Origin of the sequence: Cupriavidus pauculus, assembly GCF_008801835.1 — a bacterium.
Taxonomy (GTDB): Bacteria; Pseudomonadota; Gammaproteobacteria; order Burkholderiales; family Burkholderiaceae; genus Cupriavidus; species Cupriavidus pauculus.
In genome coordinates this window covers 68,511-83,567 of record NZ_VZOW01000019.1, presented here as the reverse complement: position 1 = coordinate 83,567, position 15,057 = coordinate 68,511, and the positions used below count along the sequence as shown (strand labels likewise).

Annotated in this window: 12 protein-coding genes; 9 read left to right on the top strand and 3 right to left on the bottom strand. The window is 66.3% G+C overall.

What is annotated here, in order from left to right:
* The first annotated feature begins 8 nt into the window (after positions 1 to 8).
* From F7R19_RS19110 to F7R19_RS19095, 4 genes are read left to right on the top strand one after another with little or no spacing between them, the layout of a single operon-like run.
* Positions 9 to 2,759, top strand: coding sequence for a type VI secretion system Vgr family protein (locus F7R19_RS19110; RefSeq protein ID WP_223505682.1), 2,751 nt, complete (start codon positions 9 to 11; stop codon positions 2,757 to 2,759).
* A 4-nt stretch (positions 2,760 to 2,763) separates the two neighbouring features.
* Entirely contained in the window at positions 2,764 to 3,906 is a 1,143-nt protein-coding gene (locus F7R19_RS19105; protein WP_150981643.1) for a DUF4123 domain-containing protein, read from the top strand.
* A complete protein-coding gene (locus tag F7R19_RS19100; RefSeq protein ID WP_150981642.1) occupies positions 3,903 to 6,515 on the top strand; it encodes a T6SS effector BTH_I2691 family protein in 2,613 nt (870 codons plus the stop codon). Before F7R19_RS19105 ends, F7R19_RS19100 begins: the two co-directional genes overlap by 4 nt.
* A 29-nt stretch (positions 6,516 to 6,544) precedes the next feature.
* Positions 6,545 to 7,660 carry a DUF6708 domain-containing protein gene (locus tag F7R19_RS19095; protein WP_061959494.1) on the top strand — a complete coding sequence of 372 codons (1,116 nt, stop codon included), beginning with the start codon at positions 6,545 to 6,547 and terminating at the stop codon, positions 7,658 to 7,660.
* A 52-nt stretch (positions 7,661 to 7,712) separates the two neighbouring features.
* Here F7R19_RS19095 and F7R19_RS19090 read toward each other — a convergent pair whose 3' ends face one another.
* Complete coding sequence (locus tag F7R19_RS19090; protein WP_150981641.1) at positions 7,713 to 8,204, bottom strand: LEA/WHy family protein; 492 nt, start codon at positions 8,202 to 8,204, stop codon at positions 7,713 to 7,715.
* A 344-nt stretch (positions 8,205 to 8,548) separates the two neighbouring features.
* Between F7R19_RS19090 and F7R19_RS19085 the strand changes: the two genes are divergently transcribed.
* On the top strand, positions 8,549 to 9,001 hold the full coding sequence (locus F7R19_RS19085) for an Hsp20/alpha crystallin family protein (RefSeq protein ID WP_061959492.1): 453 nt from the start codon (positions 8,549 to 8,551) through the stop codon (positions 8,999 to 9,001).
* Between the two features lie 34 nt (positions 9,002 to 9,035).
* Positions 9,036 to 9,473, top strand: a complete 438-nt coding sequence (locus tag F7R19_RS19080; RefSeq protein ID WP_150981640.1) for an Hsp20/alpha crystallin family protein — start codon at positions 9,036 to 9,038, stop codon at positions 9,471 to 9,473.
* Positions 9,474 to 9,624: 151 nt separating this feature from the next.
* On the opposite strand, the gene gcvA is transcribed toward F7R19_RS19080, so the two are convergent.
* Complete coding sequence (gene gcvA, locus F7R19_RS19075; protein ID WP_150981639.1) at positions 9,625 to 10,533, bottom strand: transcriptional regulator GcvA; 909 nt, start codon at positions 10,531 to 10,533, stop codon at positions 9,625 to 9,627.
* A gap of 146 nt (positions 10,534 to 10,679) precedes the next feature.
* On the opposite strand from gcvA, the gene F7R19_RS19070 reads away from it, so the two are divergent.
* The gene (locus tag F7R19_RS19070) at positions 10,680 to 11,522 is read left to right on the top strand and encodes a DMT family transporter (RefSeq protein ID WP_150981638.1); all 843 of its coding nucleotides are present in this window, start codon (positions 10,680 to 10,682) and stop codon (positions 11,520 to 11,522) included.
* A gap of 95 nt (positions 11,523 to 11,617) precedes the next feature.
* On the opposite strand, the gene argC is transcribed toward F7R19_RS19070, so the two are convergent.
* On the bottom strand, positions 11,618 to 12,595 hold the full coding sequence (gene argC / locus F7R19_RS19065) for an N-acetyl-gamma-glutamyl-phosphate reductase (protein WP_150981637.1): 978 nt from the start codon (positions 12,593 to 12,595) through the stop codon (positions 11,618 to 11,620).
* Between the two features lie 196 nt (positions 12,596 to 12,791).
* Here argC and F7R19_RS19060 point away from each other — a divergent pair, with 196 nt between their 5' ends.
* Together F7R19_RS19060 and F7R19_RS19055 are read left to right on the top strand one after the other, a co-directional pair.
* Entirely contained in the window at positions 12,792 to 13,676 is an 885-nt protein-coding gene (locus F7R19_RS19060; RefSeq protein ID WP_061959488.1) for a LysR family transcriptional regulator, read from the top strand.
* Positions 13,677 to 13,820: 144 nt separating this feature from the next.
* Positions 13,821 to 15,053 carry an MFS transporter gene (locus F7R19_RS19055; RefSeq protein WP_150981636.1) on the top strand — a complete coding sequence of 411 codons (1,233 nt, stop codon included), beginning with the start codon at positions 13,821 to 13,823 and terminating at the stop codon, positions 15,051 to 15,053.
* Positions 15,054 to 15,057 lie beyond the last annotated feature (4 nt).

The following is a 15,057-nucleotide window of genomic DNA, read 5'->3' as shown; positions in this document are numbered from 1 at the left end:
TCTCCGATATGACGAACCAGCTGGGCGCGCTGATGCGTTCGGCCTTCACGCAGCAGGACCGCCTGCTGCGGCTGAAGACGCCGTTGGGCGACGACGTGCTGCTGGCCGAAAGCATGGTCGCGCATGAACGGCTCGACGACGGCGGCTTTCGCATCGAACTGACCGCGCTGTCCGACGATGCGGCGATCGATCCGGCCGCGATCATCGGCCAGCCGGTGCGCGTGGATCTGCTGACGCAGCACAGCCGTACCGCATTGCGGCCGTTGCACGGCCATGTCACGCGCTTCGAGCGGCTGGGCGCCAACGGCGGCCTGGCGCGCTATCGCCTGCGCGTCGAGCCATGGCTCGCGTTCCTGCACCATCGGCGCGACAGCTACCTGTTCCAGGACATGTCGGTGATCGATGTGCTCGACAACGTGTTTGGCGACTACCGCGGCCAGGGCATGCTGGTGCCCGAGTGGCGCTGGGACCTGGCCGACCGCGACGCATACGCGCGCCGCAGTGTGGTCACGCAATACGAGGAAAGCGATTTCGCCTTCGCCACGCGGCTGCTGGCCGAGGAGGGGCTGTTCTACTACTTCGAGCATGAATCGGGCGACGGCGACACGCTTGGCGTGCATCGACTGGTGATCGCCGACAGCAATCGCAATTTCGCCGACAACGTGCAGTCGCGCATCCGCTTTGGCCGCGCCGACGCTACCGCGCAGGCGGACGTGATCGACCACTGGCACGGCGAGCGTCAACTGCATACCAATGCGGTCGAATTTGCCAGTTGGGACTATCGCGCCGCGCGCACGCATGGCGCGACGCTGGCGTCCGCGCAGGACAATGGCAAGGTGCAGATCGCGCTGCGCGACGATGACTATCCGGGCCAGTACTGGTTCGAAGATGGCGATCAGGCGGCACGCGCGGCGCGCATCGCGATGGAATCGATCGAACTGCGCAACAAGCAGTTTCATGGCGGCGGCAGCGTCCGCACGTTGGCGCCCGCCACCTGCTTTACGCTGCAGGATCACTACGAGCACGACGGCGACGAGGGCGACCAGAATCGTCGCTTTGCGGTGCTGGCGGTCACGCATACCGCGCGCAACAACTTCAACGAGCGCTTTGGTCAGGCGTTGCGCGCTGCGCTGGGCAGTGTTCTCGATGCGGGCGGCGATGCCGGCAACGCCGAGGCCGAGGTGCCGTTCTACCGCAACACGTTTATCGCCGTGCGCGCAACCATTCCGTACCGGCCCGCGCTGCGCGGCGAGGACGGGCGTTTGCTGCATCCGCGGCCGACGGTGGTGGGCAGCCAGACGGCCATCGTGGTGGGATCGGACGATCCGCTGCACACCGACCGCGATCATCGCGTGAAAGTGCAGTTCCACTGGCAGCGCGGCGGCAATTCCGCCACGCGCCAGGGACATCCGGCCGGCGATGACAACGCGCAGGCCAACGCCGCGCTCGGCGCATGGGTACGGGTGGCCGCCGCGGTGGCCGGCGACAACTGGGGCAGCGTGGCACTGCCGCGCGTCGGGCAGGAAGTGGTGGTCGAATTCGTACATGGCGACATCGACCGCCCCGTCATCGTCGGCGCGACTTATAACGGCAAGGGCAGCGTCGATGCCCAGGCCAACCAGCAAGCGGGCGGCAGCGCCCGATCCACGGGCAACGCGCCCGCATGGTTCGCGGGCGAGGGCAAGGACGACGAGGCCTACGCGCACAACGCCGTGCTTTCCGGCATCAAGACGCAGGCGATGGCTGGCAGCCAGAAAGGCAGCGACGGCTTCAACCAACTGGTCTTCGACGACACCGCCGGGCAGGCACGCACGCAGCTGTCCACCACGCAGGCCGACGCCGGGCTGATGCTCGGCCATCACAAGGCGCAGAACGACAATGCGCGCAACGCCGATCTGGGACATGGCGCGGCGCTCTACACCGCCGCCGCCGGCAGCGTGCGCGCCGGTGCGGGGCTGCTGCTGAGCGCGCACCGCGCCAGCGTGACACAGCCGTTGCTGCATAACGACGACGCGGTACAGCAGATCGAACAGGCGCAGCAGCGTATCGAAGCGCTTGCGGACGTGGCCGCGAAACAGAAGGCCGCCAGCGAAAGCGAACCGCAGGCCGCGCAGATCCCGGCCATCGCCGCGCTCAAGCACAGCGCCGAGGTGCTGGCCGCCGAGCAGGATGCGCAAGGCGGCAAGGCCGTGGCCTACAGCGAGCCGTACATGCTGGTGAGCGCGCCCGATGGCGTGGTGGTATCGACGCCCGGCGACAGCACGCTGGTCGCGGGCAAGCATGCGATGCTGACGGCCGGCGCCGATTGCAATCTGGCCGCGGGCCGGAATCTCAGCGTGGCGGTGGCCGAGGGCATCAACGTGTTTGCCAATGGACAGGGCGCATCGGGTGGCGCGGGCGGCGGTGCAAGCGGGCTGCAGATGCACGCCGCCAACGGCAAGGTGGTGGCGGCCAGCCTCAAGCGCGACAGTCGTTACGCCGCGGACAAGACCGTCACAATCGCATCGACGCAGGGCCAGACGCTGGTGCAGGGCAAACAGCACGTTGCGCTGAAGGCGGGCGGCGCACAACTGCGCGTGCTGGACGGCCGGATCGAGCTGTACGCGCCGGGCAAGGTGGAGTTCAAGGGCGGTCAGCATAATTTCGTGGGGCCGGGCGGAGCGGGCGCGTCGAACACGCTGCCCAGTGGCGCGTTGCAGGGCTGCAGCACGCAGGCCCAGAGCAGCGCCGACGCCAACGCGCCAGTGCTGACGAGGTAGCGCGATGATTCTCAGGGAACTGGAACAGGCGCAGGCACGGGCGGACGAAAGCATCGATCCGCCGGTCGACGATGCCGTCGAGACATGCCCCCACTGCATCGCGCTGTGGCGCCAGTTTGTCGGCGGATCGCAAGCCGCGCGGTCTGCGCGCGGAACTGGCGATGCCCGCGGGCGCGCGTATTTTCTGCTCAACAGCTGGCGCGACAATCCATTCGCCGAAGCTTTCGCCGTTGCGTTCCCCGAGCATGCCGCGCAACGCACCGCGGTGCCCGATCCGTTCTTTGCCAACCAGGAAGATGCCGCGCCGGTGCTGGTGCCGATGCCGGACATCCTGCTGCCGGACGGACTGCCCGGGACCTTTGCGCAGGCCGGCGCGGAGCAGTGGATCGCGCGCGCGTTGACGGTCTCGTGCCGGCAGACTGCGCAGCGCTTGGGCGTGGTGCCGATCGGTGGCCTGCTGGTGTCGGACCGGCCTGCGGCCATGCTGGCCGCGCACCTGCTGGCGCTGGGCATGCAGCCTTCGCCGGTGGGCGACGCGACGGTGTTCCGCTACCAGGATCCCGCCGTAATGCAGCTGCTGTGGCCCGTGCTGGACGATGCCCAACGTGCTGCGTGGCTGGGGCCCGTGGTGCAGTGGTGGTCGCTGCGGCAATACTGGCAGCCGTGGGACCTGCTTGCCGAGCCGCCGTGCGACGCAACCTGGTGGCATGCACAAGCGCAGCCACCGTCGCAGCCGCTGCAATCGCCGCAGGCGCTGCAAGCCCGCACGGAGCCCTGGCAGTCGCCCGTCGGGCGACTGCTGCGCCTGTCGGCGGCGCAATGGCATCGTGGGGGCTTTTATCGCAGCGCGCAGGAAAGCTGGATGGACCTGTTCATCGAAACCCCGGACGTGGCGGACATGCCCGATGGTCCGCGCATGTTGCGCATGCTCGATGACGGCGCGGCACTGGGCCTGGTCTCCAACGACGCATTGAAGGACTACATCTGGCTGTCGTGGCGCGGCGCCAATGGCGGCTTGCCGGTGGACTGGACGGCCGACCCTTTCCGCGCGCGGCTGCACGCGGCGCTGGACCTGCTGCGCAGGCGTCCGGGCACCTATCTTTCCTCCGCATACCACGAGATCGCGCAACCGACGCACACGCCATGACCTGCAAGACACCCTGCCAGAACTGCAGCCGTACGGGCATGCCGATTCTCTTCACGCGCTACGCCGTGGGATATAGCGTGCAGCAGCCCACCATGGACACGCTGAAGCAATATGTGCCGCGCGGCCAGTTGCAGGCGTCGCCGCAAGGCATTGCGCTCAAGGCTGCCGCCTACAACGTGCGCATGCTGCGCGCGGGCTACCTGTACCTCCTGATCAGATGGAAGGGCGGCAAGCGCGCGATGCGCGGCTACGTGGTGCATCCGCACGGCTATCTGAATCCGTTTTCGGTCGGGCAGCCCGAGACCGCTACCGCCAAGGTGGCGTGCGAGCGCGATGCGCGGCAGGCCAACAACAGCCTGGTGTGGATCGAGGATGCGGCGAACGTCGAAGACATCTCGTATTTCTTCAACTCCGATCCGATCGAGGTCAGCCATCTACTCCATGACGTGGCCAAGAAATGGCCGAGCCATACGCAGACCTTCGACGTGGCCGGCTGGCTGAAAGGCACCACGGCGCAGAAGGACAGCGTGACCCCTCAGCAGCTCGACGCGCAAGTGGTGGAGTTTGGCGCGCTCAAGAACGACCGCCTGCGCGACGCCTGCGAGGCGATGATGTTCGGCCTGATGGGCGCGAACCCCGAAGAGCGCAAGTGGGGCGATTTCGAAGTGGACGTCGAAGGCCAGTCCTATGAGCCGTACGGCGGTTACGGCCAGACCTATCACTACAAGCTCACGCGCAAGCAGCCGGCCTACAGCGCCGCGCACGGCCCGCGCCTGGAGGGCATGCGCGAGTTCCTGCTGGCCAACCAGGGCGCGGTGCTGGCCTGCAACGATCCGATGGGCATCACGCAGGAACTGGGACATCTGCAGGCGGAGGCGCAGGTCGTCTACACCGCGTGGCAGGCGCGCAGCGCCGAGGGTTTCCATGGCACGGTGAGCAACGAATGGGTGTACCAGTCCGCGCTGGGCGGCGAAGCGCTGCGCGACCTGGTGAAGAAGGGCGCCATCGACGCAACGGGCAAGAAGATCGCCAGAGGGCGATACGTGCCGCAGATGCCTTTGTCCTATCCGGGCGTGCCGATCTATCCAAGTTCCCAGCCGACGACGCGACCCTACGACAAGGAAGAGGCGGCTCGCATGCAGGCCGAGGCCGCCGCCAAGGGCGACAAGGAATTCCGGGAATTCTTCGACGTCAACGCCGCAGCGGCCATTCGCGCGGCGCAGCAAGCTGCCTTCAACGATGGCGAAGCCACGAAGTCGCGACTCGGTGCCGACCAGCTTGCGTGGCTGGACAGCGATGCCCTCAAGCTGGTCGCCAGCCGATACAGCGCCGACGACAGCAAGATCAATCTCAGGGGCGGCGGCGCAGCGCTTTCGATGCGCCTGTGGGCGGCCTTGGCGGGCGTGGAAGTCAGCAAGGCGGGCCGCGACTGGCTGAAAAAGATCGATGAATGGCAGCACGAGATTTTCTCGCGGGCGCTGTCGTTCAATTCCGATACGCTCAAGCGCGCGCTGCAACAGGCCGAAGCGGCCGTCAAGGCATCGCAAGACGCGGCGCCGTTGCCCAATGCCGATCCGAAAGTGGCAATGGCAGACAGCATCACCACGTACTTGAAGCGGTTTGCCGCTCAGGTATCGCTTGGGGACAAGGCCATCGGTTTTCTGGAGGCGTTTCCGGCCATCAGCGAGTGCGACAAGCTGCAAAAATTCGCGTGGCCGTTGCATCTGGCATCGCTGATGTCCGTCAAGCTGATGCAGGGGATCAACGGCCTTCCCGGCAAACAGTTCGAGGCGGCAATCATGCGCTACGTGGTGCGCGTGTCGCTGGTAGCCATGGGGAAGAAGTCTGCGGAGCAGGCCGCGTCGCTGGCGCAGGCCGAACGCGACCGCGTCCGCAATGCCCAGCGTGCGATGGAGAACCGCTCGTTCCGCGTCGATTTCCGCGCCCGCGCCCCAGGCGCGCGCGCTGCTGCGCTCGCCGGCATCATGGACACCGGCTTTGCGATTCTCAAGGGATGGCAACTGACCGCCAAGGTCGATGCCCGATCGGGGATGGAGATGACCCAGAACATGCTGCAGGCGGTCGGCAGCATCATGGACTGGCGCGCAAAGGTTTATGAAGAGACGATCTACAAGGGCCTGCGGGCCCACGAGATTTTCACTGCCCCGGGCATGCAGGCAACGATGTCGCGTTTGCAGGTCTCGCAACTGAGAGCCCTGAGAATTTCCGCGGCAAAATTCCTGATTCCCGCTGCGATCATCGGCGCATTCTTCGATTTCATGGATGCCATCAAATCGATCGATCGCGGGCAGTGGCTGCTGGGCAGTGCCCAGCTCGTCAGTGCCTTGGGCGCTGTGTTTACCGTCGTCGGGACCGGAGTGGCGGCGCTGAGTACGGGCGCCTGGGCGACCGTGGCCGCGGTGCTGGGCGTGGTGGGCGTGGTATTGGCCGTGGTGGCGCTGATCGCGATCTGGATCCTCAGTGAAGACGAATGGGTGACCTGGCTGCGCGATAATCCGCTGAACCTGAAACGCAAGGGGCTCAAGCCTGTTCATGACAATCTGCAGGACACCCTGCAACAACTGGCAAATGCGCAAGGCGCGGTTTGATGCTGCGCTGGCGCTGAGGTGCGCAAGGCATGTTTACACAAGAAGCAATTTTTCATCACCAGCGTGGCAAGAGCCTGCAGCGCGCGCGTGACCGGATCGAGGCGGAGAAGCGTCGCAACTGGGCCGTGAACGAGCCGGGGCCGGCTACCGGGATCAACGTTCCCAATGCGTCGATCTTTGCCCAGAACGATGTCTACCTGGAGCTGACGAATCCCGGCTGGTCGTCGCAATGGCGGATGGTGTTCGGGCTCTCGTGGGTGATCCTGTGCATACCGATCCTGGTTTGGGTGACCTACGGCATCACCTTGCATCCGCTGTTGTTCAATGCGTATCTGCTCGGCCTGAAGCGCGTGGAATATGTACCGGAATCGGCGGTGCTGCTCTGGATAGGCTGGCTGTTGATCATGCCGCTAACGCTGGTCGCATGTTTGCTCGCGTATGTGAGCCTGAGGCGGCGCGGGGCGGGATCGGCATTCTTCACCTATGCCCGCGGCCGGGTCCGCTTCAATCGCGTCACACGCAAGGTCTACGTCTTGCGCCCCGGCTACGCCGGCGGCAGCCGCATCTTCGATTGGGACAGACTGGTGGCGCTGATTGCAGACACCCGCTCCATCCGGAACAAGCCGCTGGCCGACCGGTATCTGGTGCTCTATCACCGCGCGCGCGCGGAGGAGCCTGCGGATCAAGAGGACGCCATCTACGTGGGCGATGACCTGCTGGACGAGGAAGGTGTTGCCGCGCTGTGGGAATACATCCGCCTGTTCATGGAAGAGGGGCCGTCCGTCGACGCGATACCACCGAAGGCGCCCGCCAGCTATCGCAAGATTCCGCGCGACCTGCCGCCCGTCTACACCACGTACTGCGGCATGCCCGACCGTGACCAGTACAAGCTGGAACGGCGGCCCGGCATGATGGAAACGACGTATCACATGATCAGCCAGATGACTTGCACCTGGCCGCGATTTCCAGCGGCATGGCACAGCGATTCGGGCGTGGGCGAACCGGAGGATCGTCCCGTGCAGGCCGGCGCGGTCATGACGGCCATGGTCTATCGCGCCAAGGGCAAACTCAGCAAGGCGGACGAGGTGGAATTCCTGCGGCGCTGGGGCACCAAGGAAGCGCTGGCCGAAGCCATGGCGGCCTGAGCGCCACGCGTCCTATAAAAGTTCTGATGCGCACCAGCCGCACCGGCCATCGTCAGGGCGCAAACATGCCGTCGGTCGGCAACGACAGTTCGCCCTGATCGACGAAGCGGGTGCCGCCGATCGACGCGCCCGCCAGCGTGCCGCGCAATTCGTACGGAATCCTGCCGGCCGCCGCACCGCCAGCGAAGGCGAAAGCCTGGCGCAACGCGGTGAATGCCGGGACCGTCAGCGGCACGCTCAATACTGTCTCGCCGAAACGCGGCACCACGCCGGCCTCGTCGCTGACACCGCTGGCGAACGGTTTGCCGTTCAGGTCCAGCTGCAGCGATACGCCTTGAAATTCCAGCGGCGTGTCGTTGGGGTTCTGGATGCGCAGTTTCACATTGAACCGCATCTCCAGTCCCTCGCCCGCCAGCGGTTCCAGGCCCGCCACATTGACCCGCAGCGGTTCCCGGCCGGTCAGCCCGGCACACCCGGCGATGCAGGCGATGCTGACCGCGGCGAGGAAACAGCGGACGGCGCGTGTGAAACCGGTGGCTGCCATGGCAGGTACCTCGTTCTGGAAGTGGCGCAAGCCAGTGGATACGGCGGGACATCGCACCGATGAAAGCTCGGTGACCGACGTGGACTGATCCAGTGTAGGTGATCGGCATGCCACTGCGCGGGCGCAATCGCGCGGGTGCGCACCCCCTGGCTGGCCGTGTGCGCAACCCGCCGGCGGTGGTCTTGAAATTTCTTTGGCCGCGCCTATCTTGCCCTTGCTCAGGCAGTCGCGCCGCCATGTTGCGGTGCGCTGCGTGTTTCGATTTGTTTGTCGGTGGCAATGACGAGCGAACTGGAGCGCGTGGCCCGTTCGCCCTCATTGCGCGTTTCTCAGGAGGGTAGATCATGAGCGACTTTTTCTTTGGGGGCGACCTCTTCAGCGAATTCGAACGCCTGCAAAGGCAGATGGCGAATCTCGCGGGCGGCTTTCCTTCCAGTCTGCGTGCCGGCCGCACCGGCAACTTCCCGCTGCTCAATATCGGCACGACCGACGATTCGATCGAGATCGTGGTATTCGCGCCCGGCATGCAAGCCGATGGCTTCGACGTATCGATCGACAACGGCATGCTGACGATCAGCGGCGAGCGCGCGCCGATCGATGCGGCGCGCGCAGGCAACGGCGGCGAAGGATCGCGCGTCTATGCGCAGGAGCGTTTCGCCGGCAAGTTCCGGCGCGTCATCGAGATGCCGCAACAGGCCGATCCGGACAACGTGCGCGCGCGCTACGTCAACGGCTGCCTGACCATCAGCGTCGGCAAGCGCGAGGCGTCGCGACCGAAGGCCATCAGCGTCCAGTAAAGCCCAGGCATACGAGTCCCACAGGAGTCAGATCATGAGCGACATCGCAAACACCCAGGTGACGACCAGTGAACCCGCATCGGTGCCCTCAACCCAACCCCAGACGCAGCGGACGGGCGACAACCCATCGCAAGCGCGGCGGCCCACGGTGGTGCCGCCAGTCGATATTGTCGAGGACGCCGCGGGCATCACGCTTTTTGCGGATCTGCCCGGCGTCACGCGTGACAGCCTCGACGTGAAGGTTCACGACGGTCATCTGTTTATCGAAGGCGAAGCCATTGTCGATGTGCCGCCAAACCTGCGCGTGCAGCATCTGGAACTGCAGGCGCCGCGCTTTGCGCGCACGTTCGCGGTCAGCGCCGATTTCGATACGACGAAGATCGAAGCCAATCTCCAGAACGGCGTGCTGCGTCTGACGATTCCGCGCCGCGAGGAAGCCAAGCCGCGCCGCATCGTGGTCAACGCGGGCTGACGCCTGCAGCCGAGCGGAATCGCGATAGAACCAGCCGCCCCCGGCCGCCACGTATCGTGGGGCCGGCGGGCGGCTTTCTACTTTGGACGGCGCGGTTGTGCGATGCCTGAGACGGCCCCGCACCGGGCGCCGGCATTCGATACGACGCATATCATGCGTTGGCGCCGGCAGGCGCGAGTGCGCCTTCCCGTTCGAGCCATGCGCGAAACAGCGCGACCAGTGCATCGTCGCGTTTGTCGTCGGGCACGTAGGTGCAATAGCTGCGCGAGGGCAGACGGGGGCCCGTAAATGGCGTGACAAGCCGGCCCGCGGCGAGATCGTCCGCCACCAGCGCGGTTGGGCCCATCGCGATGCCGATGCCGTCGATGGCCGCTTGCAGCGTCAGGTAGAAGTGGTCGAACGTCAGCGCGGCGGCGGGCCTCAGCGCGGCAATCCGCGCGCTGGCCAGCCAGTCGGGCCACAGCCGTGGAAGACTCGAGGTATGCAGCAACGTATGGTGCCGCAGGTCTTCCGGTGCGCGCAGCGGCACGCGCGCCAGCAGCGCCGGACTGCACACTGGCAGTCTTTCTTCGCGCAGAAACGGCTGCATCGAATAGCCATAAAAGGTATCCGGGCCGCCGCGGATGATGAGGTCGTAGCGCTCTTCCAGGCTTTCCAGCGCGCCGTTCGAGGTGTCCACCCGGACTTCGATCTCGGGATGCGCGGCGCGAAACTTCGCCAGTCTCGGCACCAGCCAGCGCAGCGTGAAGGTGGCGGGCGCGTTCACGGACAGGGTGGGCGACTCCGTTTCGGGCACGCCGTATTGCGCCGTGGCCTGCGCAAGCTGTTCGAATAGCGGGCCGATTGCCTTCAGATACGCCTTTGCTGCAGGCGTCAGCGTTACGCGGCGGTTATGGCGTTCGAACAGCGGTGCATCGAGCCATTGTTCGAGCAGCCGCACATGTTGGCTGATCGCGCCGTGCGTCACATGCAATTCCGCAGCCGCGTCCTTGAAGCTGCCGAGCCGGCCGGCGGCCTCGAAGGCGCGCAGGGCATTGAGCGGCGGTAAGACTCGTTTCATTCGGATCGGATCAGTTTTTCTCGCGCGATGCGGCAATTTATCTGGTTTGTCGGGGCGCGACAAGATAGATATCCTGCATTCTTCCGGTGCTTTCCCGACGTCGCGCGGCACTGCGGCGGTATCCCAACCTTCCCACCTTTTCCGACATGCTCAGTCTTACGGGCGGCTTCGTGCTGCTGGCCGCCGTTCTCCACGCGAGCTGGAATGCGTTGCTGCATGGCAATCGCGACCGCTTCCTGTCGATGGCATGGATGAGCATCGCGATTGCGGTGACGTCCACGTTCGTGGTCGTGTCCCATCCGCTGCCCGCTGCCGCGAGTTGGCCCTACATCGTCGCGTCGGGGCTCGTGCATATCGTCTACAACATCAGCCTGGTGCGCTCGTATCGACGCAACGACCTTGCGCTGGCCTATCCGATCGCACGCGGATCTTCGCCGCTGCTGGTCGCGCTCGGCGCGGCGGTGTTTGCGCACGAGGCGATCGGACCCGTCAGCGCGCTCGGCATCGCGCTGACCTCGGCCGGCATCATCGCGATCGCGCTGCAACGGCATCGCGTGTCGCGCGCCGGTGTGCTCGCCGCGCTGGCGACCGGCGCGACGATTGCGCTCTATACCGTGATCGACGGCATCGGCGTGCGTTTGTCGGATGGCCAGCCGTTGGTCTATACCGCGTGGATGTTCATGTTCTATTGGCTGATGCCGCTGCTGTTCGTCGCGACGCGCGGCATCGCGCCGTTGTGGACGCCAGTGCGCGACGAGCCGCTGGCCGTGGCGTCGTCGCTGGCCGGTGGGCTGGTGTCGCTCGCGGCGTATGGCATCGTGATCTGGGCGCTGCAGTCGGGCGCGATGGGGATGGTGTCGGCGCTGCGCGAAACCAGCGTGGTGTTTGCCGTGCTGATCGGGCGACTGTTCCTGCGCGAAACGGTCACGACGACGCGCTGGCTGGCCTGTCTGGTAGTCGCCGCCGGAGCGGTGTGCCTGGGACTCTGACCCGGGTCGGCAAGCGCGCCTGGGCGGGCCACGCGTGCTCGATCGACGCCGGGCCTCGCACGACGCGACCGGTGCGGCTGGTGACCAGGCGGTTTTCAGGCGGCTTGCGTCGCTGGAACGTCGTTGCCTTGATGGGCGGGCTGGGCGGTGGCGCCTAGCATCAGGTCGAGGTTCTGCACGGCGGCGCCGGACGCACCCTTGCCGAGGTTATCGAACACCGCTGCCAGCAGCACGTGACCGTGCTCGCGGCTGCCAAACACGCCCAGGCGCATGTCGTCGGTGCCGTTCAGCGCTTGCGGGTCGAGCCGCGTGGCGTCGGCCGATTCGGCCAGCGACATCACCTGCACATGCCGTGCGCCCGCGTAGTGATCCGATAGGCAAGCATGCAGCGTTTCGATATCGGTGCCGGGCGCCAGCAGGTCGAGCTGCAACGGCACGGTGACCACGATGCCCTGGCGGAAAGCGCCATAGGCGGGCACGAAGATCGGCCGCCGCGCCAGTCCGGCGTGCTGCTGGATTTCCGGCGCGTGCTTGTGCGCGAGCCCCAGGCCATAGACCTGAAACGGCAGGGCGTTTTGGGCCTGCGGTCCCTCGTAGGTTTCCACGGCGCTGCGGCCGCCGCCTGAATAGCCGGACACCGCGTGGATGGCGAGCGGGTAGTAGACCGGCAGCAGGCCGGCTTGCGCCAGCGGGTTGAGCAGGCCGATCGCGCCGGTCGGATAGCAGCCGGGGTTGCTCACGCGCTGCGCGTTGGCAATGCGTTGCGCCTGGCCCGCGTTCATCTCGGGAAAGCCGTAAGTCCAGCCCGGCGTCGTGCGATGCGCGGAACTGGCGTCGATGACGCGCACGGCGGGATTGACGATCGATGCCACCGCCTCGCGCGCAGCGGCATCGGGCAGGCACAGGATGGCGATATCGCAGCTGTTGATTGCGTCGGCGCGCGCGCGTGCGTCCTTGCGCTGGCCGGCCGGCAAGGTCAGCACGCGCAGATCGTCACGCCCGCGCAGCCGTTCGTGGATTTGCAGGCCGGTGGTGCCCTGGTCGCCGTCGATGAAAACAAGCGGATAGCGCATGGGATGGGTCCTCGTAGGTGGCGTCGTGGTCGGCACCCGGGCGCGCGGCATTTCGTTGCGCGGCGCGCCCGGTACAGGAAGCGCAATCTTGCGCCGACAGCTAGAATCGCGAAAGTTGAATTTCATGACGTTGAAATTCGGATTTCGTGAACGACCGCTTGGGCGCAGTTCGCCCCGTCACCTGGAGTGCCGCATCATGCGCGAGATCAGCCTGGACCGCCTGCGAACCCTTGTCGCCATCGCCGATCTCGGTTCCTTTGCCGAAGCCGCGCGTGCCTTGCATCTGGCGCCGCCCACGGTCAGCCAGCACATCGCCGATCTGGAAGCGCGCGTGGGCGCGCCGTTGCTGACGCGCAAGCGCGGCGAGGTGCGTCCGTCATCGATCGGCGAGACGCTGATCGACCGAGCGCGCCGCCTGCTGGCCGATGCGGACCTGGCTCTCGACGATGTGCAGCGGCAGGTGCAAGGCCTGAGCGGCCGCGTGCGGCTCGGCGCCTCGACGGGCGCAATCGCGCACTTGCTGCCGCAGGCGCTGGCCGTGCTGGCCGAGCAGCATCCCGATATCGACGTGCAGGTTGCGGTGCTCACCTCGCAGGAATCGCTGTCGCGGCTGGCGGCCGGCACGCTCGAGATCGGCCTGGTGGCGTTGCCGCAGGCGCGCGTCGCGGGGCTGACCATCCGCCCCTGGCGGCGCGATCCGGTGCAGGCGTTCCTGCCTGCAAGCTGGCCGTGTCCGGCGCGCATCACGCCAGCGTGGCTGGCCGCGCGCCCGCTGATTCTTAACGACAGCACCACGCGGCTGTCGCGCCTTACCGCCGAGTGGTTCGCCACCGGCGGCTACCGGCCAGCGCCGCGCATCCAGCTCAACTACAACGACGCGATCAAAAGCCTGGTCGCCGCGGGCTATGGCGCGGCGCTGCTGCCGCACGAAATCACCACGCCCGCGCCAGATCCCCGCGTGGTGATGCGGCCGCTGCGCCCGGCGTTGTGGCGCAGGCTGGGGCTGGCGCACAGCGCCGAGCGCGTGGAGCGCGCCACCGAATACGTGCTCGATGCGCTGTGGGCGCTGCGGGCAAAGTAGGGCGAAGTAGGGCGTTACGCATCGCCGCGTTCGCTTCTGCAGGGCAGTCCCGCATCGGTATTCGCGCGGATTCATTTTCCTTGACGATTCAACGAAAATGGCGCTCCCGGCCTGGCAACGGCCGTCGATAACAAGAGCGTCCGCATGTCCCGCCTGTCCTCGCTGCGTCCCGTCATGCCGATCCTGATCGGCGCCTCGATCATGCTGTCGCTGGCCATGGGACTGCGACAGAGCCTGGGCATCTTCGTGCCGCCGCTGACGCGTGACATCGGGATTTCGGTGGGCGATTTCACCATCGCCGTGGCGGTACAGAATCTGACGTGGGGTTTGCTGCAGCCGTTTGCCGGCGCGCTGGCGGTCAGGACCGGATTTCGTCCGCTGATGCTGGGCGGCGCGCTGTTGTACCTGATCGGCCTGGTGTTGCTGGCGACGTCGCACGGCCTGTGGACCGTGGTGCTGGGCGCCGGTGTGCTGATCGGCATGGCGATGGCTTCGACGGGCACGGCGATGGCCATGGCCGCGGCTTCCAGCGCCGTTACTCCACAGGTGCGCAGCCTGGTGCTTGGCTGCGTGTCCGCATCGGGATCGCTGGGTGCGATGATCGCCGCGCCGCTGGGGCAGGCCATCGCCACCGGCTGGGGCTGGCGCACGGGCGTGGCGGCGTTCGTGGTGCTGGCGCTGGTGATGTTGCCCGCCGCATGGTTTGCCGGCCGCACCGACCGATTGCGCGAACCCGTCTCGCTGGCCAGACCGGAACTAAGCGGCCGGCAGGCGCTGATGGCGGCGCTGCGACATCCGCCGTTTATCGTCATGGCGCTGGCGTACACCGTGTGCGGCATGCAACTGGTATTCCTGACCACGCACCTTCCCGCCTATCTCGACGTCTGCGGCATGGATCCGATGCTGTCTGCCAAGGCGCTCGGCATGATCGGGGGTTTTAACGTGCTGGGCAGCCTGTTCTTCGGATGGGCCGGCGGGCGCGTCAACAAGCTGCTGCTGCTCGGCGGCATCTACGTCTGTCGGTCGCTCGGCTTCGTATGGTTTTTCCACACGCTGCCGACGCCTGAAAGTACGCTCGTGTTTGCCGCCGTGATGGGCTTCCTGTGGCTGGGCGTTTCGCCGCTGGTGCAGGGCTGGATTGCCCAGACATTCGGCCTGCGCTGGCAGGCGATGATCGCGGGCGTGGCGTTCTTCAGCCATCAGATCGGCAGTTTCATCGGCGCGTTCGGCGGCGGCTGGCTGTACGACCTGATGCAGAACTATTCGATGGCGTGGAAGATTGGCGCGTCGCTGGGACTGACGCTGGGGCTGATCCAGATCGCGTTTGCGTTCCTGGGAAACAACCAGACGCCGCGCCTGGCGCCGCAGGCGGAATAGGCGC